This window comes from Massilimicrobiota sp. mt181 (assembly GCF_055420065.1).
The window spans coordinates 88511-104342 of the sequence record NZ_JBVAYN010000009.1 but is presented as its reverse complement, the minus strand read 5'-3'; the positions used below and the strand labels follow the sequence as shown (position 1 = coordinate 104342).

General features: G+C 32.5%; 18 protein-coding genes. 16 read left to right on the top strand and 2 right to left on the bottom strand.

All coding sequences use genetic code 11. The annotated features are described in order from the left end of the window. From ACZYT4_RS07020 to ACZYT4_RS06985, 8 genes are all read left to right on the top strand, one after another. The coding region (locus ACZYT4_RS07020) for an NUDIX domain-containing protein (RefSeq protein ID WP_463783982.1) at positions 1-510 on the top strand (510 nt) is incomplete at its 5' end. Between the two features lie 5 nt (positions 511-515). Beyond that, positions 516-1283, top strand: coding sequence for an HAD family hydrolase (locus ACZYT4_RS07015; RefSeq protein ID WP_463783980.1), 768 nt, complete (start codon positions 516-518; stop codon positions 1281-1283). 103 nt (positions 1284-1386) lie between these two features. After that, the gene (locus ACZYT4_RS07010) at positions 1387-2298 is read left to right on the top strand and encodes a DUF2232 domain-containing protein (protein ID WP_463783978.1); all 912 of its coding nucleotides are present in this window, start codon (positions 1387-1389) and stop codon (positions 2296-2298) included. A 12-nt stretch (positions 2299-2310) separates the two neighbouring features. Continuing rightward, entirely contained in the window at positions 2311-4269 is a 1959-nt protein-coding gene (locus ACZYT4_RS07005) for a GGDEF domain-containing protein (RefSeq protein WP_463783976.1), read from the top strand. 1 nt (position 4270) lies between these two features. Continuing rightward, on the top strand, positions 4271-4717 hold the full coding sequence (gene rplI / locus ACZYT4_RS07000; RefSeq protein ID WP_463783973.1) for a 50S ribosomal protein L9: 447 nt from the start codon (positions 4271-4273) through the stop codon (positions 4715-4717). A gap of 13 nt (positions 4718-4730) precedes the next feature. After that, positions 4731-6101 (top strand): replicative DNA helicase, encoded by a 1371-nt coding sequence (gene dnaB, locus ACZYT4_RS06995; protein ID WP_463783971.1) that lies wholly within the window; start codon positions 4731-4733, stop codon positions 6099-6101. 60 nt (positions 6102-6161) lie between these two features. After that, a complete protein-coding gene (locus ACZYT4_RS06990; protein WP_463783969.1) occupies positions 6162-6716 on the top strand; it encodes a GNAT family N-acetyltransferase in 555 nt (184 codons plus the stop codon). After that, positions 6716-7006 (top strand): hypothetical protein, encoded by a 291-nt coding sequence (locus ACZYT4_RS06985; RefSeq protein ID WP_463783967.1) that lies wholly within the window; start codon positions 6716-6718, stop codon positions 7004-7006. Before ACZYT4_RS06990 ends, ACZYT4_RS06985 begins: the two co-directional genes overlap by 1 nt. A 17-nt stretch (positions 7007-7023) precedes the next feature. Here the strand turns inward: ACZYT4_RS06985 and ACZYT4_RS06980 are convergent, their stop codons facing one another. Continuing rightward, on the bottom strand, positions 7024-7761 hold the full coding sequence (locus ACZYT4_RS06980) for an SDR family oxidoreductase (RefSeq protein WP_463783964.1): 738 nt from the start codon (positions 7759-7761) through the stop codon (positions 7024-7026). A 125-nt stretch (positions 7762-7886) separates the two neighbouring features. On the opposite strand from ACZYT4_RS06980, the gene ACZYT4_RS06975 reads away from it, so the two are divergent. Then, the gene (locus ACZYT4_RS06975) at positions 7887-8774 is read left to right on the top strand and encodes a LysR family transcriptional regulator (RefSeq protein ID WP_463783961.1); all 888 of its coding nucleotides are present in this window, start codon (positions 7887-7889) and stop codon (positions 8772-8774) included. Between the two features lie 294 nt (positions 8775-9068). Here the strand turns inward: ACZYT4_RS06975 and ACZYT4_RS06970 are convergent, their stop codons facing one another. After that, on the bottom strand, positions 9069-9455 hold the full coding sequence (locus tag ACZYT4_RS06970) for a hypothetical protein (RefSeq protein ID WP_463783958.1): 387 nt from the start codon (positions 9453-9455) through the stop codon (positions 9069-9071). 124 nt (positions 9456-9579) lie between these two features. Between ACZYT4_RS06970 and ACZYT4_RS06965 the strand changes: the two genes are divergently transcribed. The 7 genes from ACZYT4_RS06965 (at position 9580) to treC (ending at position 15798) form a co-directional block, all read left to right on the top strand. Beyond that, positions 9580-10170 (top strand): thymidine kinase, encoded by a 591-nt coding sequence (locus tag ACZYT4_RS06965; protein WP_463783955.1) that lies wholly within the window; start codon positions 9580-9582, stop codon positions 10168-10170. A gap of 167 nt (positions 10171-10337) precedes the next feature. Further along, positions 10338-10661, top strand: coding sequence for a pyrimidine dimer DNA glycosylase/endonuclease V (locus ACZYT4_RS06960; RefSeq protein ID WP_463783952.1), 324 nt, complete (start codon positions 10338-10340; stop codon positions 10659-10661). Between the two features lie 183 nt (positions 10662-10844). Beyond that, positions 10845-11501 carry an HAD family hydrolase gene (locus ACZYT4_RS06955; protein WP_463783948.1) on the top strand — a complete coding sequence of 219 codons (657 nt, stop codon included), beginning with the start codon at positions 10845-10847 and terminating at the stop codon, positions 11499-11501. Then, a complete protein-coding gene (treR, locus tag ACZYT4_RS06950; protein WP_463783946.1) occupies positions 11491-12204 on the top strand; it encodes a trehalose operon repressor in 714 nt (237 codons plus the stop codon). Before ACZYT4_RS06955 ends, treR begins: the two co-directional genes overlap by 11 nt. Positions 12205-12310: 106 nt before the next feature. Next, positions 12311-13780, top strand: a complete 1470-nt coding sequence (gene treP, locus ACZYT4_RS06945) for a PTS system trehalose-specific EIIBC component (RefSeq protein WP_463783943.1) — start codon at positions 12311-12313, stop codon at positions 13778-13780. 6 nt (positions 13781-13786) lie between these two features. Further along, on the top strand, positions 13787-14161 hold the full coding sequence (locus ACZYT4_RS06940) for a PTS sugar transporter subunit IIA (RefSeq protein ID WP_463783940.1): 375 nt from the start codon (positions 13787-13789) through the stop codon (positions 14159-14161). Next, positions 14158-15798 carry an alpha,alpha-phosphotrehalase gene (gene treC / locus ACZYT4_RS06935; RefSeq protein WP_463783937.1) on the top strand — a complete coding sequence of 547 codons (1641 nt, stop codon included), beginning with the start codon at positions 14158-14160 and terminating at the stop codon, positions 15796-15798. The genes ACZYT4_RS06940 and treC overlap by 4 nt, the downstream gene beginning before the upstream one ends. Positions 15799-15832 lie beyond the last annotated feature (34 nt).

Genomic DNA, 15832 nt, shown 5'->3' with positions numbered 1-15832 from the left:
AAAGTTAATAAAGGGGTTGTGAACATGAAATATTGTGATGAATGTGGACATCCATTAATTCAAAAAGTTTGTGGTATTGATGGAGAAACGCCTTATTGTGAACATTGTCAGACATTTAAATTTCCTATGTTTAATAGCGCTATTTCTGCTATTATTTTTAATCCAACACAGGATAAAATCTTATTGATACAACAATATGGGAACCAGGATTATATTTTAGTAGCAGGGTATATTAATCAGGGTGAAAATGCTAAACAAACTTTAATCAGAGAAATTGAGGAAGAAGTTCATTTAAAAGTGATGCATTATGTTTATAATGATAATGAATATTTTCAAAAAACAAATACATTGATGCATAATTATGCAGTTGTTGTGGATTCTGAAGATTTTTCTTTGACGAGTGAAGTTGATAAAGCAAAATGGATTCCTGTTGAAAATGTGTTAGATGTCATTAAACAAGGATCATTGGCACAATCATTTGTGAAGAGATATTTAGAAAAAAGTAGGTGATGGTGATGAAAAAAATATTTTTCTTTGATATTGATGGAACTTTAGCTTTGCATGGTGTGATTCCACAAAGTAATAAAGATGTTTTAATGAAACTTCAGGAAAAAGGTTATTTGACTTTTATTTGTACGGGAAGAGCACCTTTTTATGCTCAGCATCTTTTTGGAAATCTTGTGAGTGGATTTGTTACATGTAATGGTCGATATATTTTATATCATGCTCAAAAGTTATATGGTAAAGTTTTTTCAAAGCAGGAACTGGCTTATTATCAAAAGAAAATCCAATCATTACATGCTGGCGCAATGTTCGTATCTGATCAGGTGGCTGTTCCTTATTTATTGGATCAACAGCAGATTCATTCTATACAAAATGAGTATGGACCACAGTGTGTACAAATTGAAGATAATGTAGAAAGACCTTTTTATACTTTCGATTTATTTTATCATACACTCCAACAACGTGATGAAATGATAGAGGCCTTTCAGGATGAACTGGTTATCAATGATCATGGTGGAACTGGTTCAGCAGATTGTTCAACAGTAGATTTTGATAAAGGTCATGCCATTGCTTATTTATTAGAACATTTTCAAATTCCTCAAGATCATTCCTATGCTTTTGGAGATGGATATAATGATCAGGCTATGTTTAGAGAAGCAGGACATTGTATTGCAATGGGAAATGCAGTAGATGTTTTAAAACAAAAGGCGACTTATGTAACGGATTCTATTGATCGTGATGGCATCTTAAAAGCTTTACAACATGAAGGTATTTTATAGAATAACTTTTAAAAAGTTGTTCTTTTTTTAAATCATCCTGTTTTGTACAATAAGCATGATTTATGCTATAATAGCTATACTTGAAATAAGAAAGGATTATCATATGGGAAACCTCAAAACAAAAAAATTGGTACAGGGTGCCATGATTGCAGCAATCTTTGGCGCTTTATCTGTTTTTAATACCTATACAGGTAGCTTGTTTGATATTTTTATTTGTTATGCGATGGTGATTCCACTCGTCTGGTTTGGTTATACTTATCGTTGGCAGGATAATTTGCTTGTAAGCTTTGTTGCCATGATTGTCATCATTATAACAGGATTGCCTTTTTTTGCGATTTCATCGTTTTCATCATGTTTGGCAGGTGTGTTTCTAGCTGAAGCTTTAAAACGTCAGGCTCCTAGGACAACACTTTTATTAGGAACTTTAGCTGTCACTTTTTTGAATAATATATTATTATATGAAGTCTTTTCTGGTTTGTTGAATATGGATTTGATTGGCGAAATGAAAGGACTCTATGTATCCATTAATCAAATAATGCCATCTTTAAGTCAAAATATATCTTTATCAGCCTTTTTATCATTGGCACCATTAGTCTTAATGCTGGTATCAGCCATGGAAATGTATGTCATTATTTTGTTATGTCAACTGACATTACCACGTCTTCAAATACCATTTCCTAACTCTTTCCATATTTCACAGATGCATATCAGTCGTCCTATAGGTTTTGTCCTTATCATTATAGTCCTCATAGGATATCTGGTTAAGGATGTTATGCATTTAGATATGATTTTGATCACATATTTATTTTATATGGCACTTATTGCTTTAGCGTTAGAAGGTTTAGCTTTTTTGTCATGGTTGGCTATTATGAAAAATAAATCATTCTTTATACTTTTAGCTTTTTTAGGATTGATGATTCCTGTAGTCAATAGTCTATATGTTGTCATAGGAATCATAGATATATTTAGTGATTTAAGAGGAAATATATTGTATAATAAACATAATGAACAATAAGGAGGGAAAATAATGATTAGAAGAATACTTCAAATAAGAAATCTTGTAGCGATTTTATTGATTGGAGAATGTGGACTATTATTTGGTTTATATCTTTTATTGAATGCTCCTATATTGTTAACTTTTAGTGTTTATGCCCTGATTAAAAATATTATTATTGTTTTTGTTTTTATCTATTTATCATATGTCTTAGAAAACAATCAATTAAGTGTTGAAGAAGTCTTGAATAGAGATGCAAAAAATGCTTTTATTTTTGGTGGTATTGCTTTAATTCAGTACGATGAAAATAGAAACATTGTATGGACAAGTGATTTGTTTAAAGAAATGAATATTAATATTGTAGGGGTTAAATTATTGGAATGGCAACCTCATTTGGCAACGCTTTTTGATGATGAAGATATTAAGGTTATTGATATTAAAGGGAAGAAGTTTGAAGCTTATAACAGTCAGGAAACAAAACTGATTTATTTAAAAGATGTGACACAGTTATTGTCATTACAACAGGATTATTTAGATCAGCAGGTATGTATGGCTTATATTACCATTGATAATTATGAAGAAACATTGGAAAATGCTGATGAACCAAAGATGGCATTGATTCAATCACGCTCAAGACAGGTTATTGTGGATTGGGCTTATTCTAATGGAATTATTATTAGACGTTTTAAATCTGGTGGATATTTGGCTTTCTTTAATGAAAGAATTTATCGTAAACAGGTTGAAAATAAGTTTGCGATTTTGGATACATTTAAAGAAATGTCTAAGGAATTAGATGAAGTCATGACACTAAGTATTGGGATTGGAAAAGGCTCTCGTGTTTTAAGAGAACTTGATGAAATGGCCTCTGCAGCATTGAATTTAACATATTCCCGTGGTGGAGATCAGGTAGCAGTGAAATCTGGAGATGATAAGGTTCGATTCTTTGGCGGAAATAGTGATACTTTCGAAAAGAGCAGTAAAGTCCGAGCAAGGGTTATTGCTCAATCATTGGCTGGCCTTATGAGAAATGCAAGTCGTATTTTAGTGATGGGGCATAAGAATTCAGATTTGGACTCGTTTGGAGCTTCTTTAGGTATTGCCAAGATTGCCAAAGCTTATGGAAAAAAGGTCAATGTGATTATTGATTTTGATTCTATTGAGAAGAAAACAAAAGAAGTTGCTGTCTTAGTTAAAGCAGATTCCAGATATAAAGGTTTACTGCTATCTGCCAGTGAGGCTATGGAACATATTGATAAGAATACTTTATTAATAGTTGTAGATAATCATAAATCAAGTTTGGCTTTATCTAAAGGACTTTTAGAGCGTGTTAAAAATAAAGTTGTGATTGATCATCACCGTCGAGGTGAAGAGTTTATCGAAGCACCAGTTTTAACATATATGGAGCCAGGAGCTTCAAGTACAGTCGAACTGGTTATTGAGCTTTGTGAATATCAAAATGTTGATTTGAAAATCAATGAGCTGGATGCTACAATAATGTATGCTGGTATGCTGGTTGATACTAATAATTTCAAGCAGCGTGTTGGTGTACGTACTTTCCAGTCAGCTGCACATTTAAAGGAAATGCAAGCGAATGTCACAATGGCGTATGAGTTTATTAAAGATTCATATGAGGAAACTTTACAACGCCTTTCTATTACTCAGACTGCTTATCAGTATAAGCCTTCTATCTTGATTGCCTGTGGACATGAGAATGAGGAATATACACGCAGTTTATTAGCTAAGTCCAGTAACGCTTTGCTTGAAATTAGTGGGGTTAAGGCAAGTTTTTCCATTGGAAGAGTTTCTAAGACAGTGGTTGCTGTGAGTGCGAGAAGTACAAAAGATATCAATGTTCAATTGATTATGGAATCATTAGATGGTGGTGGACATTTTAGTATGGCTGCTGCTCAATTTGAAAATAAGTCGATAGAAGATGTACGTCTTCTATTGGAAGAAAAAATTCAAGAATATTTAGATGATAGAGGTGAATAGGATGAAAGTCATTTTATTACAGGATGTAAAAAAATTAGGAAAGAAAAATGATATTGTAAAGGTTGCTGATGGATATGGTCAAAATTATTTAATTAAAAATAATTTAGCTATTTTGGCAACAGAACACGGTAAAAAGATGGTTGCTGAAACAAAGGAACAGGAAAGATTACAAGATTTAGAAAATAAGAAAGAAGCAGAAGCTTTAAAAGAAAAAATTGAAAGTTTAACTTTGGAATTTAAACTTTCATCTGGTAAGGATGGAAAAACATTTGGAAGTGTTTCAACAAAGAATATTGTTGAAGAGCTTGCGAAAACATATGATATTAAAGTTGATAAGAGAAAATTTATTAATGCAAGACCTATTCAAGCATTAGGTTATACAAACATGAAGATTGAATTATATAAGGGTGTTATTGCGACAATAAAAGTTCATTTGTCAGAAAAATAAGGAGTGAGAAAGGATGGCTAGAGAATATCCTCATGATTTAGATGCAGAAAGATCGTTGTTAGGGTCAATGCTTATATCAGGTGCTGCATGCCAAAATATTTTACCTTTGGCAACAAAAGATGATTTTTATTTGGATAGCCATCGTATCCTTTTTGAGGCTATGCAAACAATTTATAATCAAAATAGCCCTGTCGATGTGACGACTGTTACATCATATCTGGTAGATAAAAAATTATTGGATAAAGTGGGTGGGGTTGAGTATTTATTAGAATTAAGTGAATCTGTACCAACAACTGCTCATAGTGAATTTTACTTAAAGTCTTTAAATGAAAAGTCATTATTAAGAAGATTAATTAAAGAATCAACAGAAATTATTGATAAAGCTTATGGTGATATCGGGAATATTAATGATTTTATTGGAAATGTAGAAAAAGATTTTTTAAATGTCACAAGAGATCGTAATGCTGGAGAATTTCAGGATGTCAAATCTGTTATTCAAAAAGTGACTGATCGTTTAGTTATGTTACAAAAAGCAGATGGCAAGATATCTGGTGTTAAAACGGGTTACTATGACTTAGATAAATTAACATCTGGTTTTCAAAAAGGTGATTTGATTATTTTAGCTGCACGTCCATCAGTAGGGAAAACAGCTTTTGCATTGAATGTGGCTTATAATGTTTCCTATAAGTCTGATGAAGCCGTTGCTATCTTTTCACTGGAAATGCCTGCTGAACAGCTGATTCAACGTATTATCTGTTCGGCTGGTAGTTTAAAAGCTGAGTCTTTACGTTCGGGTTCTATTTTAAAAGAAAGTAGCGAAAGATATTATGCGGCAGCCGACAAAGTTTCTAAATGTAATCTTTATATTGATGATACACCAGGGATTCGTGTTGGAGAAATTGCGGCGAAATGTCGTCGTTTGAAACGAGAACAAGGCTTAAAAATGATTGTGATTGACTATTTGCAGTTGATTTCAGGACCGGCGAATAGCCGTGAATCTAGACAGCAGGAAGTATCTGATATTTCTAGACAGTTAAAAATGATTGCCAGAGAATTGGAAGTTCCCGTTTTAGCTTTAAGTCAGTTATCACGTTCTGTTGAAAAGCGTGATAATAAGCGACCTGTTTTATCAGATTTAAGAGAATCAGGAGCCATTGAACAGGATGCTGATATTGTTTCATTTATTCATCGTGAAGATTATCAGGATCCTAAAAAAGAAGCAGAAACACAAGGGGCTACAGATATTATTATCGCAAAACATCGTAATGGTGCCTTGGCGGATATACGTCTGGTTTTCTTGAAACAATATAGTAAATTTGCGAATCCGGCTAGATCAGATCAGCAAATTAATCCTTTAGAAGGAGTTAAAGATGTCAGAACATGATGATTAAGGAGTTTGAAACTCCTTTTTATTTAAAGATAATTGGATAAAGGAGAAGCATTTATGATATTAACAACCAAAAGATTAATCCTTAGACCATGGGAAGAAACTGATGCTGAAAGTCTTTTTACATATGCAAAAGATTCTGATGTTGGACCGATTGCAGGATGGCCACCGCATCAAAGTGTGGAGGAAAGCCTGGATGTTATTCGACATGTCTTTAATGGAGCTGAATGTTATGCAATCTGTGAAAAGGACAGTCATCAAGCTATTGGAGCTGTAGAACTGAAACTTCATGGGCATACAGATATGACTGAACGCGATGATGAATGTGAACTTGGTTACTGGTTGGGTCAGCCATATTGGGGAAGAGGTTATATGCCAGAAGCTGCTGCTGAACTGATTCGACACGCCTTTGAAGATTTAGATATGAAGACAATCTGGTGTGGATACTATGATGGAAATGTCAAATCTCAAAGAGTTCAAGAAAAACTGGGATTTATTTATCATCATAGCTGTGACAAAGTACCAGTACCTTTGTTGAAGGAAGTGAGAATTGGTCATACAAATTATATGACAAAGGAAGCTTGGGAAAAGATGAAAGAAGGAAACTCATAATGTTATTTCCTTTTGAAGATGCACCCAATACAGCAACGCTTATCTGTTGTCATATTCTTGATCAAAATGATCCTATTTTATATGTTTCCCATGATGAAGATGATGGTATGTGGCAATTTCTATGTGGGCAACAACATACCAGTAGTGAGGCAAGATTGGTTTCTCTTCAATTTGTATACGAATTAGATCCATCTATTGCTGTTTTAAAAGATATGCCCTGTGGCTATTATGCACAAAGAAAGTCAAGACAGGAGAATTGGATAATAAGAAAAAAAGAAAACACACTCTAAGGTGTGTTTTTATATATCTATCCTTCAAATGTAGGACGAACAACCAAATCAGAAACATCAACACCATCTGGCTGTGAAATCGCATATAGCACAGCATTTGCAATTGTTTCAGGTTGTAATCCAAATTGTTCATAAAAACCTTCGACCATCTTTTTATGATCATTTTCTACAACATGATTCAACAATTCTGTTTTGATGGCTCCTGGGTAAATCGTTGTTGTACGAATATTTTTACCTTCTTGATTTGTTTCACTGTTAAAAGACTGCAACATGACTTTCACAAAATGCTTTGTTCCACAATAAACAGCATTCCCTGGAACCAATGTTGTTCCGGCACGTGATGATGTAATAATAATATGACCTGAATTTTGTTTGTAGAATTCAGGAATGACTGCATACATTGAATTGAGGACACCTTTAATATTGATATCAACCATATCCATCCATCCTTTGATATCTAATTCAGACATATTTCCTGTGGGCATAATTCCTGCATTCGCAAATAAGACATCGACTTTTCCAAATTTTTCTTTTGCTAATTTCACAATGGCTTTCATATCTTCTACATTTGTCACGTCTGATTTTAAGTAAATAGCATTTTCACCTAATTCATCTGCCAGTTTTTCTAAACGATCTTCTCTTCTGCCACTTAATACGACTTTGGCACCATGTTTGGCCAAAACTTTAGCTGTTGCTGCACCAATACCAGAAGTGGCTCCTGTAATAATAATCACTTTGTTTTCTACATTTTCCATTTGTTCTTCCTCCTTTTGACAATGTTATTTTATCAAAGCCTTCTATAAAAAAATAATTGTTAAAAATCATAGATGTATGACTTTAAATCATAGTATAATATGATTATAAAACATAAGGGGGCTATATGGAATTAAGACAATTGCAGTATGTTATAAAAATCGCTGAATGTGGCACAATGCTTAAAGCATCGCAAGAGTTATATATATCACAATCAGGCTTAACACGTTCTTTAAAAACCTTAGAAAAAGAGCTTGGTATGGAATTATTTGATCGTATCAATAATCGCCTCATTCTCAATGAATATGGACAAACAGTTGTTGAAGAAGGGAAAGATATACTCAAGCATGTTGATCAACTACAAGAGAAAGTCAAAAATCAATATAATCGCAATATGAATATGTTTATTGGTTCCTGTGCTCCAGCACCATTATGGGCTTTGCGATATACGATGAAACGTCAATATCCTGATATGTCTTTTGGATATGAGATTAAAGCAGATGCTGAAGAATTGATTCAAGGTTTTCATGATCATTATTACTCAGCTATTATTTTAGATTATCCTATACATAAAGAAGATGTTGTTTGTTTTCAAATATGCCAGGAAGTTTTAAATATTTCAACAACATCCAATCAACCATTATCCTCTAAAAAAGAAATGACTTTTGATGAATTAAATGGAGAGAACTTTTTAGAATATAATAATACAGGATATTGGCATGAAGTCTGCAAGGAAAGCATGCCTGATTCACATTTTATTGTACAGGATGATTTGGAATTGTATCAGATTCTTCAAAGGCAATCTTCTTTGCTCACTTTTAGAACGAGCCTGACAATACCGAGATTTCATCTTTATGAAGACAGAGTTTATGTTCCTATTGTGGATCCATCAGCGACATTAACTTTCTATTTGATATGTCACCAAAATCATTTTGATAAAATAAAAAAAGTTCAAGATCATATCAATAAAGTAGATTGGACGCATTATCGTAGTGAAGATTTTGAGATTAAATAAAAATGTATCAAGGAGATTAAATTATGCTTGTGTTTTGGATTATGGGCAATAATTTTAAAAGAGACAAATGAAATGATTGGCTAGGCTGGTCTGACAATGCAACCTTATAAGAATACAGAATATTGGAAGTGGGTTATTTGTTGAAAGAAGAATTCTAGCACCAAGGATATGCGATAGAAGCAGCTTTAGGATGTCAAAAATATGCTTTTGAAAATTTACAGACAGATTATTTATATGCCATTTAAATGAAAAGATAAACAAAAAATGATAGACATCAAGAGATGAATATCATTTTTATGTGCGTTTATCAAATTGTTGATGGCATGTTGGACAGGTAATTGTAATGTTACCTTTTCCTTTAGGAACTCTTAAATATTGATGACAATGAGGACATTTTAAATATTTATGTGTTTTACGATATTTCCATTTGTTTTTCTGTCTATTAAAGAACTTTCTGATACCTGCTGTTTTTGCCAGGAACCATTCATTTTCCATACGACGTTTATATCCCTGTTTAGAAAACATTCTAAACAAAGTGTAAATGATAATAGCATAGCATAAGATTGAAACGATAGGAATAAATAAAGAAATAATCAGTAAAACAATATAAGTTACAAATAAAAAATTACCAAACTGATCGACGCCATATCTGCCATACATAAAATTTCTTAACCAATTCATTTATATCACCGCAGTTATTATAACGATGAATTATGAATGAAATATGTACTCAGATATTTTCCAGATAAGTATATTCATTTTTTATGTTTTATAGTATAATGGAAAAACATGGAGGTTGACGAATATGTATAATCAATATAGAGAAGGATGGCTCGAAGTGATATGTGGCTGTATGTTTGCCGGAAAGACAGAAGAGCTGATCAGACGTATTAATGTTTTATCTTATGCCAAGAAAAACATTATTGTTTTTAAACCCAAAATAGACAATCGTTATTCTGAAAAAGAAATTGTATCTCATGCTGGGACAAAGGTACCTTGTATTGTTGTGAAAGAGTCTAAAGACATATTAAAATATGTGAAACCAGATACAGAAGTGATTGCGATAGATGAAGTTCAATTTTTTGATCATGATATTGTAGATGTTTGTGAGTATCTAGCTGATAAAGGATTAAGAGTTATGGTTGCTGGATTAGATAAAGACTTTCGTGGTGAACCTTTTGGTGTTTTGCCTGAACTACTCACACGTGCAGAATTTGTTACAAAACTGACAGCTGTATGTGCTAAATGTGGAGCTCCTGCAACACGTACACAAAGACTTGTGGGAGGACAACCTGCATCTTTTGAAGATCCTGTTATTATGGTAGGAGCAGATGAACGATATGAACCACGCTGTCGACATTGTCATGAAATTTTAAATAAACCACATAAATTTTAAAAGTTCATAATAAAGACACATTTCTCTTATATATTATAAATGTCGAAAGACAAATACGATAGTATTGATTCCCCTCAAATCTATCATATATCCCTAAGAAAGAGATGCTTCCCCAAAGCATCTCTTTCATTTTGCATATTTTCATGAAAAAAGCATAGACTTTATATATGAGAAAAGAAAAGGATATAGAATTATGTCATCAGGAAGATATTGATCAGCTTTCCACAAAAGATCTTTTTAAACAGCATTTTCATATTTGCTATTTAAGAGGAGATGGCTGGAAAAAAGGGAATCATTATGTGTTTTGTTATCCATATCTCTATTTATATGCCTTCCATATGTTTATTATTAGAGAAATAGAAAAGAGGGGTTATAGTATAGATCCATTATGGAAAGATGCTTGTTATAGAGGGATTCATCATGGTTATGAAATTTCTTTAATGACTTATTGTGATATAGACATACCAGAACATCTTTATAAGGAAAATTAAATGGAAAAAAATATGTCTGTTCATATCTCGTTCATATTGACAAGGTATATTATAAGTGTAAAGATAATAGAATTCATAAAAACTCCCTTTAAAAATATGTATTCTAAGAAAGAACCACTGAGTGGGTTCTTTTTTTTGTAATCAGAAAAAAATCATGTATAATAACAGAAAGGGGTTGATGAAATGAAAAATATTTTATTTGATTTAGATGGAACATTAACAGATCCATTTTTAGGTATAACACGTTCTGTGGCGTATAGTTTAAAATCATTTGGTATTGAAGTTGAAGATTTAAAAACGCTGAAAAGATTTATTGGACCACCTTTGGATGTGTCTTTTCGAGAATATTATGGGATGGATGAAAAGCAAAGCTGGCAGGCTGTAGAAAAATATCGTGAATATTTTTCTCAAAAGGGTTTATATGAAAATAAATTATATGATGGAATTGATGCTTTTTTGCAGGATTTGGTCAATCAAGGTTTTCAATTATTCGTATGTACCAGCAAGCCAGAAGTCTTTGCTAAAAAGATTCTTGATCATTTTTCCTTAACAAAATATTTGACAGGAATTTATGGAGCTACTTTAGATGGTCGTCTTAAAAATAAGGGAGATATTATTGCTTGTTGTTTACAACAGGAACAATTAAATCATCAGGATTGTATCATGGTTGGAGATCGACAACATGATATTATCGGTGCCCATCAGAATCAGATACCTTGCATTGGTGTCTTATATGGTTATGGAGATTTAGAAGAATTTCAAAAGTATCAGTGTGATTATATTGTTGAAGACTTAAAAGAATTAAAAAAGATAATAGAGGAATGGACAAATGCCAAGTAAGTATCAGAAAATATATGAAGATTTAAAACAGAAGATTGAAAGAAATGAGATTCAGGCGAATACATTATTACCTAGTGAAAATGAACTCATGAATATCTATCATTCTTCTCGTGATACGATTCGTAAATCATTATCCCTATTACAACAAAATGGATATATCCAAACAAATAAAGGAAAAGGGTCCTTTGTTTTAGAACATGATAAAATTGCTTTTCCTGTTTCAGGCCTAACAAGCTTTAAGGAGTTATCACATACATTGCCGGGTACAGTCAAAACAATTGTCCACTGTTTTGAAAAAATTCCAGCCTCTGCGTATCTTAAAAAGGAACTCTATATGCAAGAAGGAGATGTCTATCATATTGAAAGAATTAGAAATATTGATGGAGAAAAAATTATCTTAGATATTGATTATATCAATGCTAGTGTTATTCCTGATTTGACTCAGGAGATTGTTCAAGATTCTATATATGAATATATCGAAAATCATCTTGGGTTAAAGGTGTCTTTTGCCAGAAAAGAAATCACAGTTGTTTCGGCAAGTGAGAAAGAAAAAGAAATACTCGATATGCAGGACTTTGATTTGCTTGTCTGTGTGAAAAGTTATACATATTTAGAAGATGCCACATTGTTTCAATATACCGAATCAAAGCATCGCCCTGATAAATTTAGGTTTGTTGAATTTGCCAGAAGAAGTCATATGTAATATATAAAAAAAGAAAGTATAGATGCAGTGAAATGCGTCTATTTTTTTTGTTTGAAATGAATATTTACTGTTGACAAACATATACGTACAAGATAGGAGAGAAAAAATGGGAAAGTTTGAAAAAGATGCAAAGGATTTATTGGAATATGTAGGTGGCAAAGAGAATATCAATGCCGTTTCACATTGTGTAACAAGAATGCGTTTTGCTTTGGTTGATTCTAAAAAAGCAGATGTTGACAAAATTGAATCACTCCCTTCTGCAAAAGGAACATTTACTCAATCAGGACAATTTCAGGTCATTATTGGAAATGAAGTTTCTGAATTCTATAATGATTTTGTAAAAGTGAGTGGTATTGAAGGTGTCAGCAAAGATGCAGTCAAAGATGCTTCAAAAACAAATCAGACATGGCTACAAAAAATGATGGGAGCTTTAGGAGAAATCTTCGCTCCATTAATCCCAGCATTGATTTGTGGAGGTTTAATTTTAGGATTTAGAAATATTATTGGAGAAATTAATTTCTTTAATAATGGAACACAAAGTCTGGCAGATATTTCACAATTCTGGGCAGGAACTTATAGTTTTTTATGGCTGATTGGTGAAGCTGTTTTCCATTTATTGCCAGTTGGTATTGTTTGGTCTATCACAAAGAAAATGGGTACGACAGAAATTTTAGGGATTGTATTAGGATTAACGCTTGTTTCTCCACAATTATTGAATGGATTTAGTGTTGCCAGTACACCAGCTGATCAAATTCCAGTATGGGATTTTGGATTTGCGCAAGTGCAAATGATTGGTTATCAGGGACAGGTCATTGCAGCGATGATGGCAGGATTTGTTCTAGTGTATTTGGAAAAATTCTTTAGAAAAGTGACACCAAGTGTCATTAGTATGATTATTGTTCCATTTTGTTCATTGGTCCCAGCAGTCATTATTGCTCATACGATTGTAGGTCCTATTGGATGGGCAATTGGAAATGCTATTGCCGATATTGTTTATGGAGGTTTAACTTCAAGCTTTGGTGTTTTATTTGCAGCTGTTTTTGGATTGATTTATGCACCTATTGATACAACATTAGCGAATATGTTTGGTGGAACAATCTTATGGCCAATGATTGCTTTATCTAATATTGCTCAAGGTTCAAGTGTTTTAGCTATGTCTATTTTACAAAGACATGATGAAAGAGCACAACAAATCAATGTGCCAGCATGTATTTCTTGTTATTTAGGGGTCACTGAACCGGCATTGTTTGGGGTTAACATGAAATATGGTTTCCCACTTGTTTGTGGAATGATTGGTTCAGCTATAGCAGCAGTGATTTCTGTTGGATTTGGCGTACAGGCATTTAGTATAGGTGTTGGTGGTTTACCTGGAATTATTTCTATTAAACCAGAATATTGGATTTATTTCTTATTAGCTATGGTTGTAGCTATTGTGATTCCATTTACTTTAACAATGATTGTTGGTAAAAAGAAATTAGCTGTTCCCGTTCAAAAGCATGAAGAAAAAGATTTCATCTCTCCAATGCAAGGACGATTAATGCCATTAAGTGAAGTAGAAGATCAGGTTTTCTCATAAGGTTTAATGGGTGATGGTTTTGCAGTTGAATTAAAAGATGGGGAAGTTCTAGCACCATTTAGTGGTGAAGTTGTCATGACATTCCCTACAAAACATGCTTATGGATTAAGACGTGAAGATGGTTTAGAAGTACTGATTCATATTGGTATGGATACAGTTCAATTAAATGGTGAAGGATTTGAATCATTTGTTCAACAGGGAGATCATGTCACTCAAGGACAAGTTTTAGCAAAAGTCAATATAGATTATGTTTTATCACAAGGAAAGTCAGTCGTTTCACCAGTTGTCTTTACAAGTGGTCAACATATTGAATGTCAAGGACAGGATGTCAAATATAATCAGGAAAATATTTTCAAGTGGAAAGGGGAAAATGAAGAATGATGACATTTCAAGATAAAGTTGTTTATCAGGTTTATCCTAAATCTTTTCAAGACAGCAATCATGATGGATTAGGAGATATTCGTGGTATTATCCAACATTTAGATTATTTACAGAAACTAGGAGTGGATTATATTTGGATGAATCCTATCTTTGTATCACCACAAAACGATAATGGATATGATATTGCAGATTATTATGCTGTTGATCCTCGTTATGGAACAATGGAAGATTTGGAATTATTAATTGCTGAAGCAAAAAAAAGAAATATTTATTTGATGTTTGATATGGTTTTTAATCATACATCAACTTATCATGAATGGTTTCAAAAAGCTTTATCAGGAGATCCTAAATATAAAGATTATTATTTCTTTAAAAAAGGAAAAGATGGAAATCCACCAACGAATTGGGAATCTAAATTTGGTGGAAATGCATGGAAATATGTAGAAGAATTTGATGAATACTATCTTCATCTTTTTGATGAAACACAGGCTGATTTGAATTGGAAGAACCCAGAAGTCAGAAAAGAAATGGCAAATATTGTGAATTTCTGGATTGAAAAAGGTGTTAAAGGATTTAGATTTGATGTTATTAATCTGATTGATAAAGAATCTTTTGAAGATGACTTTGAAGGTGTAGGAAAAAGATTTTATACAGACCGACCATTGGTTCATACTTATCTTCATGAACTTTCTCAAAATTCTTTTGGAAAATATGATGATATTATCACTGTTGGAGAGATGTCAGCAACTTCTCTTGAAAACTGTGTAGGATATACAAATCCTGATAATCAGGAACTTTCTATGGTATTTAGTTTCCATCATTTAAAAGTTGATTATAAAAATAAAGAAAAATGGACATTGATGCCATTTGATTTCCAAGAATTAAAACAGCTATTAAATGATTGGCAATTAGGTATGCAAGAAGGACATGGATGGAATGCTGTATTCTGGTGCTGTCATGATCAACCACGTGTTCTTTCACGTTTTGGAGACGATAAGAATTATCCAAAGGAATCAGCAAAAATGCTGGCAACAACAATCCATATGTTAAGAGGAACACCTTATATTTATCAAGGTGAAGAAATTGGAATGACAAATGCTTATTTCACAGATATTCATCAGTATCGTGATGTTGAAAGCTTAAATGCATATCAGATTCTTAAAGATAATGGTGTCTCAGATGAAGAAATTTATCAGATTTTATTAAGCAAATCAAGAGATAATGCGCGTACACCAATGCAATGGAATGATCAGGCATATGCTGGATTTAGTGATGTTGAACCATGGATAGAACCTATCTACAATTATAAAGATATTAATGTTGAAAAAAATCTAGAGGATGAAGATTCAGTATTCTATTATTATCAAAAACTGATTCAATTAAGAAAACAATATCAAGTGATTAGTTTAGGAACTTATGAACCATTATTATTAGATCATCCAACAATTTATGCATACAAACGTCAATATCAAGATCAGGAAATTGTTGTTTATAATCATTTCTATGGTGATGAGACAACATCTATTCATATAGATGCTTCACAATATGATATTTTATTATCAAATGTTCATCGCCAAACTTTATCAGATGAAATCACTTTAAAACCATATGAATCACTTGTTTTAATCAAAAAATAAATCATAATATACTTAAATATGAAATGGGACACAT